At 53.5% G+C, this 23,702-nt stretch carries 21 protein-coding genes and 1 pseudogene; 13 read left to right on the top strand and 9 right to left on the bottom strand.

From position 1 onward, the window contains the following. Positions 1-26: 26 nt before the first annotated feature. Positions 27-1,142, top strand: coding sequence for a flippase-like domain-containing protein (locus tag IPM28_12495; protein ID MBK9173799.1), 1,116 nt, complete (start codon positions 27-29; stop codon positions 1,140-1,142). Here IPM28_12495 and IPM28_12490 read toward each other — a convergent pair. Both IPM28_12490 and IPM28_12485 read right to left on the bottom strand, forming a co-directional pair. Beyond that, positions 1,139-2,926 (bottom strand): SLC13 family permease, encoded by a 1,788-nt coding sequence (locus IPM28_12490; GenBank protein MBK9173798.1) that lies wholly within the window; start codon positions 2,924-2,926, stop codon positions 1,139-1,141. The genes IPM28_12495 and IPM28_12490 overlap by 4 nt on opposite strands. Before the next feature lie 194 nt (positions 2,927-3,120). Continuing rightward, positions 3,121-3,561, bottom strand: coding sequence for a hypothetical protein (locus IPM28_12485; GenBank protein MBK9173797.1), 441 nt, complete (start codon positions 3,559-3,561; stop codon positions 3,121-3,123). A 674-nt stretch (positions 3,562-4,235) separates the two neighbouring features. Between IPM28_12485 and IPM28_12480 the strand changes: the two genes are divergently transcribed. Next, complete coding sequence (locus IPM28_12480) at positions 4,236-5,783, top strand: serine hydrolase (protein ID MBK9173796.1); 1,548 nt, start codon at positions 4,236-4,238, stop codon at positions 5,781-5,783. 89 nt (positions 5,784-5,872) lie between these two features. Further along, positions 5,873-6,103: a hypothetical protein gene (locus tag IPM28_12475; GenBank protein MBK9173795.1), complete on the top strand. Its 231-nt coding sequence runs from the start codon at positions 5,873-5,875 to the stop codon at positions 6,101-6,103. Positions 6,104-6,172: 69 nt separating this feature from the next. Here the strand turns inward: IPM28_12475 and IPM28_12470 are convergent, their stop codons facing one another. Genes IPM28_12470 through truB form a run of 3 tightly spaced genes read right to left on the bottom strand, consistent with a single transcriptional unit; the run spans position 6,173 to position 8,916 of the window. After that, positions 6,173-6,940, bottom strand: coding sequence for an aminotransferase class IV (locus IPM28_12470; protein MBK9173794.1), 768 nt, complete (start codon positions 6,938-6,940; stop codon positions 6,173-6,175). A 32-nt stretch (positions 6,941-6,972) separates the two neighbouring features. Further along, positions 6,973-7,977 carry an alpha/beta hydrolase gene (locus IPM28_12465; GenBank protein ID MBK9173793.1) on the bottom strand — a complete coding sequence of 335 codons (1,005 nt, stop codon included), beginning with the start codon at positions 7,975-7,977 and terminating at the stop codon, positions 6,973-6,975. A 21-nt stretch (positions 7,978-7,998) separates the two neighbouring features. After that, positions 7,999-8,916 (bottom strand): tRNA pseudouridine(55) synthase TruB, encoded by a 918-nt coding sequence (gene truB, locus IPM28_12460; GenBank protein ID MBK9173792.1) that lies wholly within the window; start codon positions 8,914-8,916, stop codon positions 7,999-8,001. 82 nt (positions 8,917-8,998) lie between these two features. Here truB and IPM28_12455 point away from each other — a divergent pair, with 82 nt between their 5' ends. The 5 genes from IPM28_12455 (at position 8,999) to IPM28_12435 (ending at position 12,323) form a co-directional block, all read left to right on the top strand. After that, positions 8,999-9,547 (top strand): regulatory protein RecX, encoded by a 549-nt coding sequence (locus IPM28_12455; protein MBK9173791.1) that lies wholly within the window; start codon positions 8,999-9,001, stop codon positions 9,545-9,547. Then, the gene (locus IPM28_12450; protein MBK9173790.1) at positions 9,544-9,921 is read left to right on the top strand and encodes a n-acetylglutamate synthase; all 378 of its coding nucleotides are present in this window, start codon (positions 9,544-9,546) and stop codon (positions 9,919-9,921) included. The genes IPM28_12455 and IPM28_12450 overlap by 4 nt, the downstream gene beginning before the upstream one ends. Positions 9,922-10,085: 164 nt before the next feature. Beyond that, a complete protein-coding gene (locus IPM28_12445) occupies positions 10,086-10,625 on the top strand; it encodes a fasciclin domain-containing protein (GenBank protein MBK9173789.1) in 540 nt (179 codons plus the stop codon). A 262-nt stretch (positions 10,626-10,887) separates the two neighbouring features. Then, the gene (locus IPM28_12440; protein ID MBK9173788.1) at positions 10,888-11,706 is read left to right on the top strand and encodes a hypothetical protein; all 819 of its coding nucleotides are present in this window, start codon (positions 10,888-10,890) and stop codon (positions 11,704-11,706) included. Continuing rightward, on the top strand, positions 11,703-12,323 hold the full coding sequence (locus IPM28_12435; GenBank protein ID MBK9173787.1) for a response regulator transcription factor: 621 nt from the start codon (positions 11,703-11,705) through the stop codon (positions 12,321-12,323). The genes IPM28_12440 and IPM28_12435 overlap by 4 nt, the downstream gene beginning before the upstream one ends. Here IPM28_12435 and IPM28_12430 read toward each other — a convergent pair. Then, positions 12,320-12,799 carry a GNAT family N-acetyltransferase gene (locus IPM28_12430; protein ID MBK9173786.1) on the bottom strand — a complete coding sequence of 160 codons (480 nt, stop codon included), beginning with the start codon at positions 12,797-12,799 and terminating at the stop codon, positions 12,320-12,322. The two genes, IPM28_12435 and IPM28_12430, sit on opposite strands and share 4 nt — an antisense overlap. An 18-nt stretch (positions 12,800-12,817) precedes the next feature. On the opposite strand from IPM28_12430, the gene IPM28_12425 reads away from it, so the two are divergent. The 3 genes from IPM28_12425 (at position 12,818) to IPM28_12415 (ending at position 15,269) form a co-directional block, all read left to right on the top strand. Beyond that, positions 12,818-13,483: a class I SAM-dependent methyltransferase gene (locus IPM28_12425; GenBank protein MBK9173785.1), complete on the top strand. Its 666-nt coding sequence runs from the start codon at positions 12,818-12,820 to the stop codon at positions 13,481-13,483. A gap of 114 nt (positions 13,484-13,597) precedes the next feature. Beyond that, positions 13,598-14,146 carry a transposase gene (locus tag IPM28_12420; protein MBK9173784.1) on the top strand — a complete coding sequence of 183 codons (549 nt, stop codon included), beginning with the start codon at positions 13,598-13,600 and terminating at the stop codon, positions 14,144-14,146. 229 nt (positions 14,147-14,375) lie between these two features. After that, positions 14,376-15,269: a pirin family protein gene (locus IPM28_12415; GenBank protein MBK9173783.1), complete on the top strand. Its 894-nt coding sequence runs from the start codon at positions 14,376-14,378 to the stop codon at positions 15,267-15,269. Between the two features lie 73 nt (positions 15,270-15,342). Here the strand turns inward: IPM28_12415 and IPM28_12410 are convergent. The 3 genes and pseudogenes from IPM28_12410 to thrC all read right to left on the bottom strand — a co-directional run bounded on the left by IPM28_12410 (position 15,343) and on the right by thrC (position 20,410). After that, a pseudogene (locus IPM28_12410) lies at positions 15,343-16,558 on the bottom strand (serine hydrolase). Positions 16,559-16,568: 10 nt separating this feature from the next. Then, the gene (gene thrA / locus IPM28_12405; protein MBK9173782.1) at positions 16,569-19,013 is read right to left on the bottom strand and encodes a bifunctional aspartate kinase/homoserine dehydrogenase I; all 2,445 of its coding nucleotides are present in this window, start codon (positions 19,011-19,013) and stop codon (positions 16,569-16,571) included. Between the two features lie 101 nt (positions 19,014-19,114). Next, entirely contained in the window at positions 19,115-20,410 is a 1,296-nt protein-coding gene (gene thrC / locus IPM28_12400) for a threonine synthase (protein MBK9173781.1), read from the bottom strand. 68 nt (positions 20,411-20,478) lie between these two features. Between thrC and IPM28_12395 the strand changes: the two genes are divergently transcribed. Continuing rightward, positions 20,479-21,405 carry a homoserine kinase gene (locus IPM28_12395; GenBank protein ID MBK9173780.1) on the top strand — a complete coding sequence of 309 codons (927 nt, stop codon included), beginning with the start codon at positions 20,479-20,481 and terminating at the stop codon, positions 21,403-21,405. Between the two features lie 45 nt (positions 21,406-21,450). Continuing rightward, positions 21,451-23,700 (top strand): ATP-dependent Clp protease ATP-binding subunit ClpA, encoded by a 2,250-nt coding sequence (gene clpA, locus IPM28_12390; GenBank protein ID MBK9173779.1) that lies wholly within the window; start codon positions 21,451-21,453, stop codon positions 23,698-23,700. Positions 23,701-23,702: the final 2 nt, after the last annotated feature.

Here is a 23,702-nt window from a genome sequence, read left to right as displayed (position 1 = left end):
TTTAGACACGCCAAAGGGCAAAGGCAATGACCGTGACACCCGAAACTACCGATGACGGCCAAGTGATCGATCTTAGCGATGTCCCCGTAAAAAGGATGAGACGGCTCAGGACGGTCGGCATTGTGATGACGCTTCTCGGCATCGGGCTTTTCTCATATTTTGTCTATTCTGTCGGCGTCGGCGAGATCGCGGACAATATTCAAAAATTTGGCATCGACGGCTTCGCGATAATTCTCGTCATCTTTTTTGTCCGCATTTGTTTTCGCGCCGCGGCCTGGAGCCTATCGGTCTTTCATCCTTACTCTCTCCCGCTTCGCGAGACCGTGCCCGCAGTTGTAATTGGCGAGGCAATGAGCAGCATGATGCCGCTCGGCATACTCGTCAGCGGCACCGCAAAAGCGATCGCCGTTCGGAGGAAGGTTCCGCTGGTCATCGGGCTCTCATCGGTGGCGACGGAGAATCTGTTTTACAGCTTTACGACGAGCGCGTTCCTGATAGCCGGGTCGATCACCTTCGTTCGGCTGTTCCCATTGGAACCGAACTGGGTGATCACGATCAACGTTGTGATCGGTTTGATTGCCGCTTCTTTCGTTTTCCTGATCCTTTTGATCATCCGACAATGGCATTTCGCGAGCGAGGCCTGTGAATGGCTTTTTCAGAAAGGATTTCTCACAAGCATTTTGGGTCACGGTCGTGTACAGGTCCGGCTGTTCGAGAACTTCATCTACGGCTATTATCGGCAGCATCCGCGCCGTTTTCTGCCGATCTGTCTGATAGAGATCGTATATCATGCGCTGGGCGTCGCAGAAGTCTTGTTCATTCTGAGCCGGATCACGGAGACCGGTGCGGTTGCGGTCAATGCTTTTTTGTTGGAATCGATCAGCCGGTTATTGACGATCGTATTCAAACTGGTTCCTTTCTCAATCGGGATCGATGAAGCAGGAGCGCAGTTTGTTGCCGAGACCGTCGGCCTGAGTGTCGGCATCGGCGTGACGCTGGCGATAATACGAAAAGGGAGGATTCTTTTCTGGTCGGCCGCCGGGCTCCTGCTGATCATAAAACGGGGAATCCGAATACGACATTTTCGTGAGTTCGTTGAAGGCAGAAAATTGACGTCCGCCGTCGGTTCGGACAAGGCTTAGAGCGGCCAGAAGACAGGGACAAGGATCATCGCAACACAAAAAACGATCAGCGTTAGAATGGCACCGATCTTGACGAAATCGGTAAAGCGATAACGGCCGGGAGTATAAACGAGTACACACGCTGGTTCGAGCGGCGTGATGAACGAAAACGACGCCGCAAAAGTGACGGCGACGACGAACGTTCGGGGATTGAGCCCGAGCGCGATAGCGGCTTTGATCGCGACCGGCAGAACGACAAGAGCTGCGGCTTGATTTGACATCGGCTGTGTCAGGATCACGGTCAGCAGAAAAAACCCGGCAAGCACGGGCATCGCCCCATAATCGCTGAAATAGCGTTGGATCAGATCGGCGAGAAATTGGTCGGTCCCGGTTCTTTCCATCGCCATACCAAAGCTCATCATGCACGCAATCAGTACAAGAAGGCGAAAATCGATCAGCGAGTACATTTCGGCATAACGGACGGTCTTCGTCGCAAGAAGAAGCAGAACGCCAGCCAGCACGCAGATCGCCAGGGGAATATCGATCCCTACGGTGATCTTTGAGACCGATAACGTCAGAAAAAGGGCAAATGCGGCGATCGCCCATTTTCGCTTTTCGAGCCGCATGCTGGCCGCCGAAACATCCTCAAGAAGCAGGATCTCGTTCTCAACGACAAGCGGTTCGATCGTATCGCGTGAACCCTGAACAAGCAGCACGTCGCCAAACTTAAGCTTTACGTCCGAGAGTTTTTCGATAAAGGTCTCACCGTGACGGTTGATCGCCAAAACTGTCAGATCGTAATTTTGGCGAAACCTGAGCGCCTTGAGATTTTGGCCGACCAGGATCGAATCGCGCATCACCATTACTTCGAAAAGCTCGATATCAGCGCTTTCGAGTTCGTCGTCGTTGAGTTTGAAATCAGGCTTTATCTCGAGACCGGCTTGTTCCTTCACCCGAAGGATATCCGAGATCTTTCCTTCAACGATCAACAGATCATTTGCGTGGATCCGCTCGAACGCCTTCGGCGAAACGCGCCGTTCTCCCTCGCGAATGAATCCGATAACGTTGAGTTCGAGTTCGGTGTTTATGTTCGATTCGCCGATCGTCTTACCGACGAGTTTTGATTCCGGCAGTACGACCAATTCGGAAATATACTCGCGAATGCTGTATTCGTCGGTCAATGATTCGCCACCGCCGCGTTTGGGCAGCAGCTTTCGGCCGAAAACGAGCATGTATGCAATACCTGCCAGCGCTACCATTACGCCAACGGGCGTCAGTTCGAACATCGACAACGCTTCGTAGCCATAGCGCTGGATGGTTCCGCTTACCGCAAGATTTGTCGACGTGCCGATAAGGGTGCAGCTGCCGCCAAGGATCGCACCGAATGCGAGAGGCATCAGCAATTTCGAAGGTGCGATCTTCGCTTTCGCGGCAAGGCCGATAACGACCGGAAGGAACATCGCCGTCGTCGTCGTATTTTTCAGGACTGACGCCGAGATCGCCGCCGTGACCATTATCAGCGCGGTCAACATCAACTCATTGTTGCCTGCAAAACGATAAAGTCGTCTCCCGATAAGATCAACGAGGCCGGTCTTGATCAAACCGCCAACAAGTATGAAAAGCCCGCCGATGGTGATGATGATGTCATTGCCAAAGCCCGCAACGGCCTCCTGCATCGTTAAGACCTGGGTCATCACGAGTGCGATGACAAGAAGGATCCCGACTACGTCGACGGGTATCTTCTCTGTGGCAAATAGCACGATAGCTACTACCAGGAGCATCAGCGTGATCGCGATCGGTGACATTGTTCGCAAAGCATACAGAAATACGGCCGAATTGGGAAGAGTGTCGTAGCGGGAGCGGAAAAAAGATCGTTGCAGGATTTCCTGCGGTCACAGAAATGCAATAGGCGGATATTACCGAAAATCACTTTACGGTCACGTCCGCCTTTGTCTTGGGGCAAGGTATCCGCCGTCAAAAGTGACGGCGAACGTTTGGGCTAAGGATTCACCGCTACACCGATCGGGATATCGCCGGCTGCTCCGAACGGCAGGCTGAAGAACGATGCGTACTGATCTGAATTCCGGGCAATGAACCAATCATTCGTACTTGGCCGAAAGAATGCCAGATCGTGCTTTCCGTCCTTGTCATAATCGCCAGGCACCGCCCGATCCGCCGGCGTTCCGAACGTGGCTGCAAAATTCGAGCCGTTAGAACTGCGTTTGAACCGCCATTGCCCGACGCTAGGCCGATAGATCGCAGTGTCGGCGAGTTTATCGCCGTCATAATCGCCGGCGACGGGAATGTCACCATTTTGGCCGAACTGGTCGATAACGATGGTGTTGCTTTCGCTTTGTAGCGTGAATGGGGAACCGCGGTCGGCATCGAAGATCGATGTGAGAAATGTGCTGCCGTCGATCCGTGTACCGACGTTCGTCATTCACCGAAGCGGCGATCTCTGCCTGAAGGTCGAAGAAGGCCGCTACGCCGCTTCGTTGATCCCCGGCAGCAAGTTCGTCGAACTCGACGGCGACGATCATTTACCGTTCGTCGGCGATCAGGAACCGATCGTTGCGCAAATCAGGGGTTTTGTTTCCGACTCGCATCCAGACATTGCCGTCGACCGCTTACTTGCGACAGTAATGTGTGTCCGCGTCGAACCGGTCAACGGCGATGATAAAACCAGCGAAAGGCAGCAGTCAGAGGCGCTTGATCGCGCCATTGCATTCATTCAAAGGATGATCGTGCTATTCAACGGACGGCGGACATCGGACGGTGATGGTAATATTGTTGCGGCATTTGATGGGCCTGCTCGTTCGATAAGATGTGCAGCTGAGATCAGAAACTCAGCTCCGGGTCTGGGGATTGCGGTCGGCGTCGGCCTTCACACGGGTGAATGTGACGCGAAGGATTGGGCAGACAGCGGATCTGCAGTCGACCTGGCAAGTCACATCGCCGAGCATGCCCGTCCGCGAGAATTGATAGCTTCGCGAACGGTCAAGGATCTTATGGCCGGCTCGGGGATCGAATTTAGCGAGAGCGGCGCCCGATCGTTCTCAGGCGTCGAGGGCGAATGGACGCTGTTGACCGTCGACACGAGACAATGTGAAAAATATGAAATTCAATCAGTATGCAAAGCTGCTTTTGATCCTGACATTGGTGCCGTTTATGGCATCGGCCCAAACGATCGAGGACCGTGTAGCCGAGATCGACACTTACGCTCAAAAGGTGATGGCCGATTGGGGGCAGCCGGGAATGGCGATAGCTATCGTAAAGGATGACAAGGTCGTTTTTTCAAGGGGTTACGGCACACGTGAACTCGGGCGGAACTCTCCGGTAGATCAGAATACGGTGTTTGCGATCGCTTCGAACTCAAAAGCATTTACGACCGCTAGCCTGGCGATGCTCGTTGATGAAGGAAAACTAAATTGGGATGACAAGGTCTCGAAATTTCTCCCGGAATTTCAGATGTATGACCCTTGGGTCACAAGCGAATTGACCGTCCGCGATCTGGTCACACATCGGGTCGGGCTCGATACGTTCAGCGGAGACCTTCTCTGGTACGAGGCCGATCTTACACCCGACGAAATACTGTCGCGCGTCCGATATTTGAAGCCGGTCTCAAGCTTCCGAACGCGCTACGGTTATCAGAACATTATGTTCATCGCGGCCGGCCGGATCATAGAGAAGATTTCGGGCAAATCCTGGTGCGGATTCGTTACCGATCGCATCTTGACGCCGCTGGATATGAAACGAACCACATGCAGTGTCAATGACCTGCCTGAAAATGCCGCTTTTCCGCATAACGAATCGGGCGGAAAGCTGCGCGTATTGCATCGCGGAAATGTGGATGGAGCGTATTCGGCGGCGGCACTCAATTCGTCGGTTTCCGATCTGTCAAAATGGATCAGGCTTCAGCTCGGACGAGGCTCTTTCGAGGGCAAACAGCTGGTCGGGTCTGGCCGGATCTGGGAAATGTGGCAGCCGCACATGTTTCTTCCGATCTCGGAGGACGCGGCGCGAACCAATCCGACACGGCAGTTTAGCGGCGTGGGAATGGGCTGGTTCACCTACAACTATCACGGCCGTAAGATAGTCAATCACAGCGGCGGGTTAGATGGCATGTTGTCCTTTACGGTTTTGATACCCGAGGAAAACACCGGATTTGTGATCTTGACGAACAGCGAGTTTCAGGCTTACTCGGTAATGATGAATAAGATCACCGACGTCATGGTCGGAGCACCGAAACGCGACTGGAATGCCGAGTTCCTTGCCAGGGTGAAAGCGATGGCCGCAGCCGATGCTGAGAGATCGAAAACCGAAACTGCAAGCCGAATTGCCAACACAAAACCGAGTCTTGCTCTCTCGGATTACTTCGGCGAGTATAGCGACAAGCTTTACGGTTCGGTCAACATCGTCGAAGAAAACGGCCGTCTCGTAATGAAGTTTTCGAGGTCACCGAGATTTGTCGCCGATCTCGAACATTGGCATTACGATACGTTTCAGATCAAATGGCGGCCATCTGTCGCATACAATTTTCCTCGCGGATTCGTTTCCTTTACCATCGACCGAAGCGGTAAAGCGGACGAGTTGAAGATAGATCAGCCGAACAATGATTTTTGGTTTTACGAGCTGACGCCAAAGCGGGTCAAGTCGAAATGATGCTCGACAAGACCGCAGTATGTGTGTAAAACTCTTTGTTCTATAAAAAGTTCAGTTTTGATAACGTTTTAAGGAGAAATCGAATTTTGATGCCAGAAGAAGCAGTGCAGACCGCCGAAGCGACCGAGGAAAAGCCGGTTGCCGATGCTATTGAGAACGAGGTGCCCGCCGAGCCCGAAGACGTCCATTACCAGGCAGTTGAAAAAGAAGGCACGGTGACAGCGATTTGGGAAATGCAGGGCCAAAAACACCTTCGAACGATCGACCCGCGTTCAAACGAAGGCAAGCAGATCCTCGCACTTTTCGAGACCGCGGCTTAAAACGTTCCCGTTCTTGTGAATAAAAAGCACGAACGCCGTTCCTCGGTGTTCGTGTTTTTGCGCCCAGGATTATCGCGGCCATATGGCTTCGATCGCCTGCGATCCTGCATCAAAACGCCTTTCTTCGAATACGGACACTTGCGTGATACCAAAACCGGCAGAAGTGAGATAGATCGCGTCAGCCTGCCTGAGCGAATCGACGGTCGCTGCTGTTTCGATACACGCGAGTTTTTCCATCACAAACTCACGAGTTGTTCCGGACAGGCAACCGGTCGCGAGGTTTGGTGTGTGGAGTACGCCGCCTCGAAGCCAGAATACGTTCGACATACAACCGCCTGCAATTTCTTCGCGTTGATTCAACCTGATCGCCTCGTGATAGCCCCGGCGTCGCGCCTCGTTCAATGCGAGGATGTTCTCCAGATAATTGCACGATTTAACGCCTGCAAGCGGAGAAGCGGAATTCAGCCGGTAAGGCGATACGTTCAACTTTAGTACTTCGGGCTTTTTTCGCGGTTCACCCGTGATGATAGAGATCCCGCATTTTCTCTCGTCCTTCTCGGACCACAGAACGCTTTCCGATCCGTCAAAAAACGTGATCCTCGCTCGTCCGTTTACGACCTGGTTCTTTTCGATCACCTCACGAAGTGCACCGGATACGAACGGCTCATCGAAGCCTGAAGTGTCGAGACCGATCGATAACGCATTTGCAGCAAGGCGCCGCCAATGTTTCTCCCAAAGCAACGGCTTGCCCCTAATGATCGCAACCGTCGTAAAGACCCCGCTGCCGTAGAGGGCCGCGTTCGATAGATCGGCCCTGATTGAATCAGGATGTGTCATCGAGAAAATTCCGGATCCGGACAGCACCCACGTCAGACGCCGGTCAGAGCAACGTCACCCGAGCTTCGTTCGCCAATTTCGCCTTTGGCGTGGCGACAAAATTCGATAACGATCTCGGCGAAAAGTTCACTCTTCTCTTCTTGCGGCACATGGCCGCAGTCCTTAAAAACAACAAGACGCGAGTGAACGATCGATCCGTAAAGCTTATATCCGTTCGCGATCGGTATAACGTTGTCCTGATCTCCCCAGATCAAAAGGGTTGGATGGTTGATCAAATGTGCGTCCTTTTCGATGCGCTCGGCGTGCCAGTTTCGCGAGGTCGCAAGGACCGAATGATGAGCATCGGCTGCATTCAGCGGACGGCGGACATTTGCGATCCGTTCGTCGGTGATCATGTGATGGTTCGCAGGAGCGAGAGTATTTTGCATACGCATCCTCAGGAACATCCGCGAATCAACCAAGAAGGGTGTGATAACCTCGCCGACACCAGGTATCGATGCCAGCCGAAGGATCGGGTGGTTCTTGACATCATCATTGATCACCGCATCGACCAGGACGAGTTTGCCGACGCGTGCAGGATAGTCAAGCGCCAGGGTCGCCGCTATTGCACCGCCGTATGAACTGCCGACGATGACGGCTTGACCAATGCCAAGCCGGTCCATGAAACGCGATATCATCCGCGCCTGCGACCCGATCGAATAATCGAACCAAGCCGGCTTTTCTGAATAGCCAAACCCAAGAAGGTCTACCGCGATCACATGAAAACCGGCCTCGGCGATGATCGGCGCGACAGTTTTCCAAACATATACCGAAGCCGTATAGCCGTGGAGCAAAATGATCGGCGGATTCGAACTATCGCCGAATTCCTGATAGTGCACGCGTGCCGAATCGACATTTACAAAATGAGATCGGTCGGAGTGCGGAACACTTCGGGAGACCGATTCCCAATCGACCGCTTTTGCGCGCGTCAGCATCTTTACAGCGACCGCCGCCGCCAATCCACCGCCAACCGCTATCGCAAGATTTCTTTTCTTCATCATCTCCTCACGGCAGTAATATTAACCTAAAACGACCTTTGGCTGGACAACATTCTCGCCGCTGCAAAAGGTTCCGATCGCAATGAGTTCTCCATTTTCGTCGACCATTCGGACCGCATCGCCGTCGTTCACTGCCTCGTCGACGAATCCCGTGGGAAGCCCGTCGAGTGTACGTCTTACGCGCTCAGCATCAAGCCTCATCTCGGCCAGGTCGCTGACGGCTTCAGACATCGGTATGAGCAAACTTGCCGGATCATCATGACGCTCGAGGTCGTCCAGCGAGAACGCCTGTGAAAGGTCAAACCGGCCAGCTCCGGTCCTACGCAGTTCACCCAAATGAGCTCGCGGGCCCAACTCGCGGCCAATGTCTTCGGCGAGCGTACGGATATATGTTCCGGCGGAACATTTGATGAGGAACCGTAGATTCCAGGTGCCCGGCGCAGGTTCGGCCGGAAGTCTGTCCTGACTTATCTGTATCTTGAATATAGTTACGTCGATCGGATCGCGGTCGATCTCTTCGCCCTTTCGGGCAAATTCATAGAGTTTTTTCCCATCGACCTTTTTTGCGGAATACATCGGCGGCACCTGTTTGATCTCGCCCATGAATTCTGCGATCACCCGAATCAGATCTTCCGGAGTTATTTGTTTTTGCTCCATGACCGCTTCAGTTTCTTTCCGTGTTCCGGTTCGGTCGCCGGTGTCGGTCTCGTAACCAAAATTGATCAGCGCATCGTATTCCTTGATGTCGCGGTCTAGAAACCGTGCAAGTCGGGTCGCCTTCCCGACGAGCATGACAAGTACGCCGGTCGCAAACGGATCGAGCGTCCCCGTATGGCCGATCTTTTTTATTTTAAGGATCCGCCGCAACCGTGCCACAACATCATGCGAGGTCATTCCTTCGGGTTTGTCGATTATCAGGATGCCATCCATTTGACCCATTTTAGACCAACGCTGCGGAAAATGCTTACTGCCGCCGGTGTATGCGGTATTCTTATCGTATCGATCGGAGGAACGAGCACCGATGAGGCGGCAGGCCCGAAAGTTCGAGGAAAGTGAAAGAGTGATCGCGGACCGGGAACGGGCGCGCGAGCGGACGATGAATCGCGCCGTTAAACTGCTGGCCGCAAAACCCCGTTCGGTCGCTGAACTTCGGGAACGGCTGCTCGAGAAGCCATGGACCGATAGCGAGATCGTCGACCGTGTTTTAGAGAAATTAAAGGAATACAATTATTTGAACGATGATCAGTTCGCAAAAGAGGTCGCAACCTCCAAACTGCGTCAGCGGCCGCAAGGAAAGCGTCGGCTCCAATTCGCAATGTCGCAGAAAAAGATCGACAAGGAGACGGCCGAGGCCGCAGTGCGTGAGGCTTTCGAAAAATTTCCGGAGGACGGTTTGATCGATCTCGCGATCGAGCGGCGTTTACGATCGAAAGGAATGCCGCAGTCGCGGGAAGATCTGAAAAAGCTGTACGACCACCTTTTGAGGCAAGGCTTTGGCTTTGAACTGGTCCGTTCAAAGCTCAACTCGCTGCCTAGATCCGGCGACATCGACGAGATCGAAGCTATATGACCATCGACTATAACGATCGCCGATTCCGTGCGGCCTCAAATAGTATTAATGGCGAGGTCGGCAGTGAGACTCGGTTTCATTATCACCAGAAAGGCGATATCGTTTGGGGAGAATATGGCGATGGTGAGATCGTTTTCGGAACCCTGATCGCAAAGGTCCTTAGCGACGGTTCGCTTGATATGCGATACCAACACGTCAACAGCAAGGGAACGTTGATGACCGGGATTTGCTCGTCAAAGCCTGAAATATTGCCCGACGGACGGATCCGACTATATGAAAGCTGGCGTTGGACCTGCGGCGATGAAAGTTCAGGCGAATCGATCTTAGAAGAGATCGATGAAAACGAAGATCGCAGAATATCGCCAGCCGTTTAGCCGAATTTCGGCCCCCAAAACACACGCGTCATATATTTCTCCCTCATTAGAAAGAATTATTCATCACATTCTGAATCCGATAGTAGAGCCTTTGCGAAAACTGTAGCCAAAGGGGAATCTATTTCCTTTTGACAATTAAAAAACAAACGAGCTAGGGAGATATTATGAAAAAGTTGATTTTAAGTGTTTTTGCATTCGCACTCGTAATGGGCGTTTCGGCATCTGCCGTTTCGGCTCAGATGGCCATGGACACAAAGAAAGCCGACATCGTCGACACTGCTGTCGCGACATCGGATCTTTCCACTCTTGTTGCAGCAGTTCAGGCAGCAGGCCTGGTTGACACGCTGAAGGGCAAGGGCCCGTTCACAGTTTTCGCACCGGTTAACGATGCATTCGGCAAGCTGCCGGCTGGAACCGTCGCGACGCTTCTCAAGCCTGAGAACAAAGGTACGCTCACTGCGGTTTTGACCTATCACGTCGTGGCCGGCAAATTCGATGCGAAGTCAGTGGTTGCGGCGATCAAGAAAGGAAATGGCAAAGCTGAACTCACCACCGTTCAGGGCGGCAAGATCACCGCTATGCTCGATGGTGCGAACGTCATCCTGATGGACGAGAAGGGCGGCAAATCGAAGGTAATCATCGCTGATGTCAAGGCATCGAACGGTGTCGTCCATGTGATCGACACGGTCGTAATGCCGAACTAATCGACGATCGCTCTTCGGGTATCGCAGACAATTGACGAAAGGGCGGTCCTTGAGAGCGATCAGGTTTTTGAAAAGAGAACGGCCGGACACTCACGAACATCCCACTCGGCCGTTCGCTTTCGCCCTCGCAGGTAATCTGCGGAGGCCGCTGTGGGGAGGTGATCCCACATTCTCCTTTAGAGCTGATGCCGGACGTCGGGACTACGTCCGGCTTTTTTGCGCCTTATTCGCAGAAGTCGCGATGTGCTAGTATTCTTTTTTTATGACAGGTACTGAGATCAGGCAGAAATTTCTGGAATATTTTGAGCGGAACGGGCACAAGATCGTCCATTCATCGCCGCTTTTGCCCGCCAATGACCCTACGCTTCTTTTCACGAACGCGGGAATGAACCAATTCAAGGATGTGTTTCTCGGAAATGAAAAACGCGAATACAAGCGTGCGGTCTCATCGCAAAAGTGCATACGTGCCGGCGGTAAACACAACGATCTTGACGAGGTCGGCAAAACGGCTCGCCACCATACATTCTTTGAGATGCTCGGTAATTTTTCTTTCGGAGATTACTTCAAAGAAGACGCGATAAAGTATGCCTGGGAATTTTTGGTGAATGAACTTCGGCTCGATACTGAGAGGCTTTGGTTTTCGGTTTTCGAAGGCGACGACGAGGTCGGGCCGGACGACGAGGCACGGGCACTTTGGGAGAAGGTTGGCGCGAGACCCGAGCGGATCCTAGGGTTCGGACGAAAAGATAATTTCTGGCAAATGGGCGATACCGGCCCATGCGGCCCATGTTCCGAGATCCATTACTACATGGGCGACGACCCGCACGACCCGGAAAAGAACTCGGCCATCTGGGTCAACGGCGAGGGCGACACGACGATGGAGATCTGGAACCTCGTCTTTATGCAATACAACCGTACGCAGGAACCGGACGGCACTTTTAAACTGACACCGCTGCCGGCCCCATCTGTCGATACGGGCATGGGCCTTGAACGTATCACGGCGGTGATGCAGGGTGTGAAGACGAATTACGATACCGATCTGATCCGGCCGCTTGTAGAATTTACAGCAAACCTTGCATGACGACCGTAGTTATTGCCGAAAGCCAGCCGCTTACACGGATCGGTATCCGTGCTGTGATCGGCGCTGAGACCGGCGTCGCGATCGCTGGTGAAACTGACAATGGTGCCGACGGCCTCAGGTTGTTTCGCGAATTGCGGCCGGATGTGATCATACTTGGGCTCAGATTCCCTGATTCGTGTTCGATCGACGATCTCGACGACTATTTCATCGAAGACCCAAAGGCAAAGATAATTGTGCTGGCCGAACATGCAGGCGACGCCGAGATCAAAAAGGCTCTGACCAAGGGTGCGAGCGGATTTATCTGTAAGGACGTATCGCCGGACGAGTTGTTGAACGCGATCCGCACGGTCGCCGCAGGCCGAAAGTATATCCCAAATGACATCGCGCAGATCCTGAGCGAGAACATCGGCCAGGAAGAATTGACGCCGACCGAATCGAACGTGCTGCGGATGATCGTCGGCGGCATGTCGAATAAGGAGATCGCTTTTGCCCTTGATGTGACCGAAAATACGATAAAGTCGCATGTCCAGAACATCTTCGGCAAGATCGGCGTTTCGGACCGAACATCGGCAGCGACGACCGCCATCAGGCGGGGGCTGGTTCGCGTCGACCTTTAGAGATATTTGAAGTATTTGACGGCGGGCCAGGGATGAAAGCCCGCTTTTTCATAGGTCCGCCGCGCAGGCTCGTGGCCCGGATCGGCCCCCGTTTCGACCATCGCGACCTCCATTCCGGCCGTTTTCATTCTGGTCAAGGCGAATTCAGTGAGCACCGATGCGATGCCGCGGCCCTGCTTATCCGGATCGACGGCGATCATGTAGATCTCGCCCATCTTCGTTTTTTCGTCGAGACGGATCGCTATAAAGCCGAGCGTTTCGTCGCCCTCGTTTGCGGTGAAAACCTCGAACTCGCCGGACGAGCAGACGTCCGTCACGGCCTGCTGCTGGCTCGCTCGCCAGCCGTCGGGGTACGATCGGCGGAAGAGGTCAGGATGCAACGTGCGTTCGATCGACTCAAAGACCGGCGCCCAAGCCTGTAGGGAGAGCTCGACCACCGCGTCAATCCGATCGTTTTCTAGTGGTTCGATATTCATCAACTATAATTACGTCATATGAGTTTCATTCAGGACAAAGATCATTCAGCCGTCGTCCAGTATGGCGAATCTTTCACTTCAGACGAAAGCTCTGTGCTGCGTGAGCTTCGCGAAATGTGCGAAGCCAGTTATGAAGACAAATCGATGCTTTCCGGCTTCTATCAAGGCCGTTTGTTGTCGATGTTCTCGCGGATGATCCGCCCGATGGCCGTTTTGGAGATCGGCACTTACCTTGGCTATTCCACAATTTGCCTGGCTGAAGGCCTTGCAGCGGGCGGAAGGGTCGTATCTCTCGACGTCAACGAAGAAACGAACGCCGTGGCCCAAAGCTTTATCGATAAAACCGAATACGCCGACAGCATCCAACTGCGGCTCGGTGAAGCTGCATTCCTCCTTCCGCATATGCAAGGCCCATTCGACCTCGTCTTCATCGACGCCGATAAGCCCAACTATTCCAACTATTACCGCCTCGTTTTCGATCTGGTCCGCCCCGGCGGCTTCATCATCGCCGACAACGTCCTCTGGAGCGGCCGCGTGCTCGACGAAGAGAAAGACGAGAACACGCAGGCCCTGCACGACTTCAATCAAATGGTCCTAGCCGACGACCGCGTCGAGAACATCCTTCTGCCAATAAGAGACGGGCTGATGGTCGCGAGGAAGATAGATGCAGTAGCCCGCGCGTAAGCAAGGGCGTGAAGAATAGGGCGAGTAATGCGGAAGCCCGCGCGTAAGCAAGGGCGTAGTGCTCGCTGAAACGCGAGCAATTTAGATCACACAGGCGAAGTACAAAAGGAAACGATGTTAGACGACTACGGTTTCGAGATCTACGAGAACAATGACTTCCCGATCGCCTATCTGCTGACCTTCCGAACCTTTGGAACGTGGCACCACGGCGATGCCCGAAGCTCAGTCGGACGCGATGGGACGAACAATGTTTTTGGCGCTCCGATGATCAAACCACGCAATGAATTCGTAACCGCGATGAAACACCAACAAGCTCAGCCGTCGTTCACGCTTGAGGCGGAATGCAGGCGTTTGGTCGCGACCGCGGTCCGAGAAGTTTGTGGGGTGCGGAGTTATGTCCTGCGGGCAGTCAACATCCGATCGAATCATGGCCACGCGGTGGTCAGTGCGAGCTGCAAACCGGAAAAGATCGTAAACGAGCTCAAAGCTTATTCGACAAGAAGGCTGCGGGAAGCGAACGTGGTCGATCGTGAACGCAAGATCTGGTCGCGCGGAGCGAGCACCAGATACTTATGGAAGCCAAAGCACGTCATCGCTGCGGTCGACTACGTTTTATATTGCCAAGAGGATATTCCGTTTGATTTTCAAGATTCGACGGATTAAATGACCTGTTATCGTGGCGTGGGGTCCACTCCGAACGAGTTTACGCCCTTGCTAACGCGCGGGCTTCTGCATTGACTCACCCAAAAGTATTAGATCCTTTCTGCCGCAATTGATGGTTACATTGCCGGTCTGAACCGATAGACTTCTTGTAATGGGTTTGCGACTTTGCGGTGGATGGTATTTTTACCGCAACGACGCAGAGTCGCAAAGGAGAACAAGGAGATCAAAGATGACTGCACAAACAAAACAGGCCGGGCAGGTGAAAAAAGTTGAGAGGATCGTTCCGCCGCCGCCGAAGCATTGGGTGGGCGATGGATTTAACGTGCACGGATTTTTCCCGCACGGGCCGCTGTCGGGCGAGCGGATGAGCCCGTTCTTTTTGCTCGATTACGGTGCGTTGACCGAGTTTCCGCCGCGGGAAGAGCCCTTCGGCGTCGGGCCGCATCCGCATCGCGGGTTCGAAACGGTGACCATTGCATACAAAGGCAAGGTCGAGCACCACGACAGTTGGGGCGGAGGCGGCATCATCGGCGAGGGCGATGTGCAATGGATGACGGCCGGCAGCGGCCTGCTTCACAAAGAGTTTCACGAGCAGGAATCGAACCGGCAGGGCGGGCCTTTTCAGATGGTCCAGCTTTGGGTCAACCTGCCCGCGAAGGACAAGATGACCGAGCCAAAATACCAGGCGATCACGAATGCCGAAATGGGTCGCGTCAAACTCCCCTTAGGCGGCGAGGTTGAGATAATCGCCGGTGAATTCGGCGGTGTAAAAGGCCCGGCGACGACGTTCACTCCCGTCCATCTTTACAACCTGAAGATGAAGCAGGGCGAAACTGTCGAGCTGACCTATCCCGAAGGCTATACGACGGCTTTGCTTGCTATCGAGGGCTCGGCAATGCTGAACGGTGAAGAGAAATTGCCGCTCAACAATCTGGCTTTATTCGAAAAAGACGGCGAAACGCTGCGGGTGGCGGCGCTTGAGGACGGCATATTCTTATTGATGAGCGGCGAACCGCTGAACGAGCCGATCGCCCAGTACGGCCCGTTCCTGATGAACACGCAGGCAGAACTGGCTATGGCGATCGACGATTACCGGCAGGGCAAGTTCGGATATCTCGAGTAAGTCCGATGATCGAGGAACAGCTGATGGCCATTAACTGACGGCTATCAGCTGTTCTTTAAATAACGGGCAAGAATCAGTTTTTTAGGCTCGCCATGACCTTCCCGATAAATTCATTTATCTTCGCGTTCTCGATCCAGCGTGCGACGAGAACGATGTCATTGTCGGGATCGACGTAGATGATATTCGTACCATTGCCGACGTGAACGAAAGCAGACGCCGGAGCCGATGGGTAATACTTTTGATCGGTATTCAAAAACCAGTTCATGAAGCCGTATGTCGGCTGCACAGAAGTAGGCGATCTAGCCTGTCGGATAAAATCATCTGAAAGAAGCTGTTTCGTTCCCCAGCGGCCGTTTCGCGACGTTAGAAGCCCAAACCGCGCCATGTCGTATGCGTTGATGAACATTCCACCGCCCCAATGGCCACCGCCGCTGACCGATTGGATGATCTTTCCGTCGATTACCACATACGAGTTCTCATACCCGAACCACCGCCACGTGTTCGACGCGCCGATCTCGTCCATCACATATTCCCGCAAAACCTCAGGCAGCGGCCGCCGCCAAACATTCAGAGCGGCGAGCGCGAGGACATTCACGCGGACATCGTTATATTCGTAGACCGTTCCGGGCGCATTGCGTTTGCGGGCGAGCCACGACGAGGCATCGCGGTCCGGCCGGTCGGCCCAATCCGGTTTGCCCCAAATCGTACCTTCCCAATCGCTCGTTTGACGCAGCAGATGTTCCCAGGTGATCTTGCGGTTATGGTCGGAAGTGAAAAGATCGATGTACTGCTGTTTGCCAAAGTTCTCGGCCTCAGCGAAACGCTGCTGCGGGTCATAAGTCAACGTAACGGCTGAATAATCACCCGCCCTATCCTGCAGCGACCTGATCAGCCGCCGATCGTAGGCCAAGTCCGACGACCGCCGAGAGAAAACTCTTCGTCACGCTGTGGGTCATATCGACGCGTTCGGGCTCGCCCCACGCCGCAACGATGTAACCATTCCGAATGATCAACCCCGTCGGCTCGCCGCGGTCCTTGAACAACCCGATTCCTTCGCCAAAAGGCTCGCGTCCGAATGTCTGTGCTTGCCCCAGTTCCTGGCTCCGCGGAGCTTTCGACTCATTAGCGATCGCAAAGTCTACCGCTTCCTTCAGCTTCACAGCGTCGAACCTCGCCGCCTCCGGTGTTCGGCGTTCCCAGGCACCGGCCGTCGGTACGTAGGTCGACTGCGCGTTCGCAGTTAACGCGAGAATGAACAAAACAAAAAATGTACGAAATATGGTCTGCATAAGATTGAACCTATGAACGCGACGCTCTAATGATGTCAGCGAAAACCCCCGCCGCGGTCACGTCAGCACCGGCTCCGGCGCCTCTTATCACCAACGGCTGTTCCGAATATCGCTTGGTGTAGAAAAGCACGGCGTTGTCCTTTCCCGAAAGGTTCGCAAAATTGTGTTCAGAGCCGATCTCTTCAAGGCCGACGCTCGCCTTGCCCGCATCGAGCGTTGCGATGTATTTCAGTCTTTTACCGTGTGATCTTGCACTTTCGATCAAGCTGAGAAAATGACCTTCGTTACGTTCGAGTTCACGATAGAAATCGTCAACTGTTCCATCGAGACAAGCCGCGGGCAGAAAGCTTCGGTTCTCGATATCGCCCATTTCCAGAACGTTCTTAGACTCGCGGGCAAGTATCAGTATTTTTCGAGCGACATCGGTTCCGTTTAGGTCAAGCCGAGGGTCAGGTTCGGTGTAGCCTTCGTTTTGAGCCTGCCTGACGATCTCTGCAAATTTTCGAGTGCCGTCGTAATTGTTAAAAACAAAGTTGAGCGTCCCGCTCAATACGGCTTCAATGCGCATTACGCGGTCGCCGCTGCGGGTCAGATCGTTAAGGGTGTTGATAACCGGGAGCCCGGCACCAACATTGGTCTCAAAAAGGAAATTTGCGTTGAACTCGCGGGCAAGGTCCTTTAAGTGAATATACTCATTGTATTCTGATGAGGCGGCGATCTTGTTGCACGCGATGATCGAGATACTTCGTTCGAGCAGTTTCGGGTAGGTCTCGACAACCGCCGGACTGGCAGTCACATCGACGAAGATCGAGTTTCGCAGATTGAGCTTGGGTATCCGGTCCGTGAATTCTGCTATCGTCATCTGCGGTGCATCGGCTAGCTGCGAAACAAAATCGGAAACATCGATGCCCTCGTCAGCAAACAAGCCCTGCTTGCTGTTCGCAATGCCGATAACGCGAAGGTTCAGCCTCAGGTCGTCAGCGATATATCGATGTTGGGAACCGATCTGATCTAGCAAACGTTTGCCCACGGTGCCGACACCGGCAATGAACAGGTTTATTTGTTTGGTCCCGTCCGAAAAGAACTCTTCATGGAGCGAATTGACTGCCTTTCTTACATCGACCGAGTCGATGATCGCAGATATGTTCCGCTCTGATGAACCCTGCGCGATCGCGTGAATATTTATGCCGTTGTGGCCGAGCGTAGCGAACATTCGTCCACTGACACCGGTGTGCGCCTTCATATTGTCGCCGACCAAGGCAAGGATCGAGAAACCTGTTTCGACACCGAGCGGATCGATCTTGCCGACCGTTATCTCGTTCTCGAATTCTTGATCGACAACATACTTGGCCTGCTTCGCAAATTTATCGTCTATCGCAACGCAGATCGAATGTTCGGATGAGCTTTGTGTGATCAGAATGACGTTTATCTGGGCGCGAGACAGAGCTTCGAAGAGCCGCTTTGAAAATCCGGGGATGCCGACCATTCCGCTTCCTTCCAGGCTAAGCACGGCGATCTGGTCGATGCTGGATATACCGCGGACGATGCTGCCGGCGTCAGCCGTCTCAGCCTCTATCAGCGTTCCCGGGTCTTCCGGGGCGAATGTGTTCTTTATCCACACCGGTATGCGTTTTGCCATGACCGGCTGTATGGTCGGCGGGTAGATGACCTTGGCACCGAAATGTGATAGCTCCATCGCTTCGCGATAGTTTATGTTCGGGATCTGTCTGACGTTCCTGACGAACCGCGGATCGGCTGACATCATCCCGCTGACGTCGGTCCATATCTCCAGAATTTCGGCATCGGCCGCTGCGGCAAATATCGCACCGGTATAGTCGGATCCTCCGCGGCCAAGGGTCGTAGTTGAGCCGGCGGCATCACGCGCGATAAACCCCGGAACGACTATAACGCGGCTTTCTGAAGACACTAAGAATTCGCGAATGCGAGCGTATGTTGACTCGAGATCGACCCCGGCATGGCCGTAAGAAGAATCGGTTACGATCAGTTCACGGGCATCTTTCCACTGATTGTCGATGCCTGCATCACGTAATTTCTCGGATATTATTTTCGATGAGACGATCTCGCCAAAACTGAGGATCCGCTCGAGCGTTTTTTTCGAGAGTTCGCGTATACGCAAAACGCCTTCACAGATGCTCTCAAGCTCGGCGATCGTCGATTCTACAAACTCATCAAGCGGAGCCGGAATGTACTCGGGAAATAGGCCAAGCATTACCTCATTGTGATTTTTTTCGATCTCGTTGATCCTCTCGATGAAGCCGTCGTCACCCGATTCTGCAAGCCGGCCTGTGTCGATCAGCGCGTCCGTCGTGCCGTGAAATGCTGAAAGAACGACAATGCACCTGTCCTCCGCCGCTGATCGACCGATGATCTTGATCACCTTTTCGATAGTCTCGGCGTTCGCCACGGATGACCCGCCAAACTTCATGACTTTCATATATTTTCTCGCCGAGCAAGAGATCGAACCGAAGCAAAGATGTGCTCGCCTGGGTTATTCTAAACAGGTATTCGTGCCGTCGCCGGATCCGGTACAGGGCGTTAAACGACCCTTTCTAACAATACCGATCGAAGCGCGTCGTAATCAGCATCCATTTCGATACTGACCTTTTCTCGGTTTTCAAGAGCGGCGATCGACGACGGAACACTGCCGTATGTTCCAAGGACTTCGTGAACCGTTTCGAATTTAACCGGATGGGCAGTTTCGAGAATTATGCCCTTCAGCTCAGGACGTTTTGAAAGATGCCTGTAAAGAGCTGCGTATGCAACCGCGCCATGCGGGTCCAAGACATAACCGTGATCGGCATAGACACGACGCATCGTCTCAATGGTCTCTTCATCTGAGATGCTCACCGCTTCGAGGCTTTCGCGAAGCCTTTCGACGTTGTGATCCGCCAACTCTTCGACCCTCACAAAATTACTCGGATCACCAACATCCATCGCGTTCGAGATCGTCGCGACCGAAGGTCGAGGCATGAGCGTGCCCGTTTCAAAATATCGCGGGATCACATCATTTGCATTACAGGCGGCGATGAATTTGCCAACCGCCAGGCCCGACGCATTCGCGAGCATACCCGCGGCGAGATTGCCAAAATTGCCGCTCGGGACCGAGATCACAGGCGGCTCACCATCAATATTGGTTACCGCAAAAAAATAGTAGAACTGCTGTGGAAGCCACCTGCCCACATTTATCGAATTAGCCGAGGTGAGAGACACTCTCGCCTTAAGCTCTTCATCGGCAAGAGCTTGTTTAGCTAATTTTTGGCAATCGTCGAAATCCCCGCGTATCTCCATTGTAATTACATTGCCGCCTAACGTAGTCAACTGAAGCTCCTGAACCTTGCTGACCTTCCCTTTCGGATAGAGGATCACTACCTCCACGCCATCGACGTTATGAAATCCGTTTGCTACCGCCCCGCCGGTATCACCGGAAGTTGCGACGATCACTACCGTTTTTCGGCCGCTATCTTTTGAAAAGTACTTCAAACAGCGGCTCATGAACCGAGCCCCAACGTCCTTGAACGCAAGTGTCGGACCGTGAAAGAGCTCCAACACGGAGATCTGTTCCGAGATTTCCACAAGCGGAAAAGGGAAATCGACGGTCTCGATGCAGATCTGCCGCAGAGTGTCGTCGGGTATCTCGTCGCCGACGTATGGCCGGATCACCTCGAAAGCGACCTCGCCATTGCTCATCTTTTTGAACTGTACGAGGAGATCCTCGTCGATGTAAGGAATGGCGTCCGGAAAATAAAGCCCTTTGTCGTCCGGCTGACCGGTCAAAACAGCCTCGCGGAACGAGACCGGGCGAGAAATGCGGTTTGTGCTAAAGTATTGCATCTGAAGACGAGAGGAATGTCCGAAACAACCGACGTCAATGATAATACGTCAGAATTCGAATCAGAAATATGCAGGAAGTAACCGTCAGAGTTCCGGCAACAGTATCTAACGTCGTCTGCGGCTTCGACTGTCTGGGATTTGCTCTATCGGAACCCTTTGACGAAATGACCGTCAGAAAGATCGATGAGCCGACCGTGAAGATCACGAATCTAGATGATTTCGGGCTGCCTGACGACCCGTGGCGGAATGTTGCGGGAATCGCACTTCTGGCTTTGATCGAAAGGGCTGGCTGCAAGAACGGTTTTGAGATCATTTCAACGAAACACATCAAACCGGGCAGCGGCATCGGGTCTAGCGCGGCAAGCGCATGCGGTGCGGTCGTCGCTGCTAATAAATTGCTTGGCAGTCGATTCTCGGATCCGGAATTGGTCGAGCTTGCAATGGCCGGCGAGGAGCTCGCTTCGGGTTCGCGGCATGCTGACAATGTTGCTCCATGCATATACGGCGGCTTTGTGCTGGTGCGGTCGACCGACCCGCTCGATATCGTCCGCCTCGGCAAGCCGCCGTTTTGGGCGACGGTAATTCATCCGCAGATCGAGATCAGGACCGCTGACGCTAGAGCCCTTCTGCCTAATAATGTCCCGCTTCGAGACGCTGTCAAGAATTGGAGCAATCTCGGAGCTTTTGTTGCCGCAATTAACAGCGGCGACACGCAATTGCTTGCACGAGCAATGACCGATCATATCGTCGAACCTGTTCGCAGCAAGCTGATACCGCTTTTCGCAGAGGTCAGATCGGCTTCGCTCGAAGCCGGAGCGCTCGGCGGCGGCATCTCGGGATCGGGCCCGTCGATCTTTATGCTGAGCGAGACGAGAGTCGTCGCGAAATCGGTCGAGGCAGCGATGATCAGCGTCTATTCAAGGAGCGGTATCGACTTCCTCACGTACGTTTCGCCGATTTCGGGCAACGGCGTTACGGAAACAGAACGAAGATAGTTTTTGGTATTCTTAATCGCAGGAAAACTGTTAGAATCGAGTTGAATGCTGTCTAGAGAATTAGAAGAGACACTAAGTTTCGCGGTTGATGAAGCTGTAAAGTACCGTCATGAATACGTGACGCTTGAGCATCTGCTTTTCGCCTTGCTCCAGGACACGTCTGCCCGAAACATCTTGTTCAATTGCGGAGCACGCATCGACGAACTTGCCGACTCGCTTGAAGAGTATTTCTCGACCGTTCTCGAAAAGATGCCCGAGGATGTCAAGCATCTGCCCGAGCTCACCGCAACGTTTCAATCGACCATAAATTATGCTGTTCTTCAGGCCGAGGGAAGCGGACAGCCGATGGTTGACGGCGGCAATATCCTCGCCGCATTTTACCAGGCTGAGCAGAGCTACGCGGTTTACTTGCTTTTGCAGCAAGGCGTCTCACGCCTCGATATTCTCAATTATATCTCTCATGGCATCTCGAAGGTCGATGGCGTCGGGCCGATGCCCGAAGGATTTGATGAAGACGATGAGTTCTCGGGCGGCGGCGGACAACGTCCGCAGGCGAAACCGCTTGAGAGCTTTACGGTCGAACTGGTCGCACGCGCGAAAGAAGGTTTGATCGACCCGATCGTCGGTCGCGGGGCCGAGATCGAGCGAACGATACAGGTCCTTTGCCGCAGGAAAAAGAACAATCCGCTTTATGTCGGAGAACCCGGCGTCGGAAAGACCGCATTGGCCGAGGGGCTTGCTTTGAAGATCAGTGAAGGTGACGTCCCCGAGGTTTTGAAAGACGCAAAGGTCTTTGCTTTAGATATGGGCGCGGTGCTTGCCGGAACGCGGTATCGCGGCGATTTTGAACAACGGTTCAAAGCGATAATTGCCGACCTTAAGAAAGAAGACAACGCGATCCTTTTTATCGATGAGATACATACCATCGTCGGGGCCGGATCGGTATCGGGCGGTTCGATGGATGCGTCCAATATTCTGAAACCTGCGCTTGCTGCGGGTGAGTTGCGTTGTATCGGTTCGACCACCCATGCCGAGTATAAAGCGGCCTTCGACCGCGATCGGGCGCTTGCCCGCCGATTTCAGAAGATCGACATCGGCGAGCCGACCGTAGATGAAACATTTCAGATCCTAAAGGGCCTAAAACGATTTTACGAAGACCATCACGGCGTTAAATATTCTAATGAATCGCTCCGTACGGCGGCAGAGTTGGCTGGAAAATATATTAATGACCGCTTTTTGCCTGATAAAGCGATCGACGTGATCGACGAAGTTGGCGCGGCCGTAAAGCTTATGCCGGCCGGCCGGCGTCCGAAAAAGGTCTCGGTTCAGATGGTCGAAAATACCGTCGCCCGCATGGCAAAGATCCCCCCGAAATCGGTCGTCGGCGATGAGAAAGCAAGACTCAGATCGCTTCGTGACGATATCAAGCGGTACATCTTCGGGCAGGATGAAGCGATCGATAAAGTGGTCGATGCGATACAGATCTCGAGGGCCGGGCTCGGCCATCAGACGAAACCTGTCGGATCGTTTTTGTTCTCCGGCCCGACCGGAGTCGGCAAGACCGAAGTTGCCAAACAGTTGGCCGAACAGCTCGGGATCGAGTTCATTCGTTTTGATATGAGTGAATACGCCGAACCGCATACCGTCTCGCGCCTCATTGGCGCGCCACCGGGATATGTCGGTTTTGACCAGGGCGGTTTACTCACCGAAGCGATCATGCGAACGCCGCATGCCGTGCTCGTGCTGGACGAGATCGAGAAAGCTCATCCGAATCTTTTTAATCTGCTTCTTCAGGTGATGGATTCGGCGACGCTCACCGATAACAACGGCAAGAAGGCCGACTTTCGAAACGTGATCCTGATAATGACCACGAATGCCGGCGCGCGTGACCTTTCGTCGGGCGGCGTGGGTTTTCGTAATGCTTCGGACACGAAAGGAAATGCGAAAGGCGCCATCGAAAGAACGTTTACACCGGAGTTTCGAAATCGCCTCGACGCATGGGTCCCGTTCAAGGCTCTCGACATCGATGTGATCAAGCTGATCGTTGACAAATTTATCGGCGAATTGAATGGCCAATTGGCCGAAAAACGCGTCTTGATAAAGCTCGACGACGAGGCTCGCGAATGGCTTGCAAAGAATGGCTTCGATGCACGCTATGGTGCGCGCCCGATGGCGCGGTTGATACACGACAAGATCAAACAACCGCTTGCCGCCGAGTTGTTATTCGGAAAGCTTGCTGCCGGCGGAAGCGTCAACGTAACAGTGAAAGACGATACGTTACTTCTTGATGTTTAGCC

This window comes from Chloracidobacterium sp. (genome assembly GCA_016716305.1).
In the GTDB taxonomy this organism is placed as follows: Bacteria; Acidobacteriota; Blastocatellia; order Pyrinomonadales; family Pyrinomonadaceae; genus OLB17.
The sequence above is the reverse complement of the archived record's forward strand: the minus strand, read 5'-3'. Positions and strand labels throughout refer to the sequence as shown.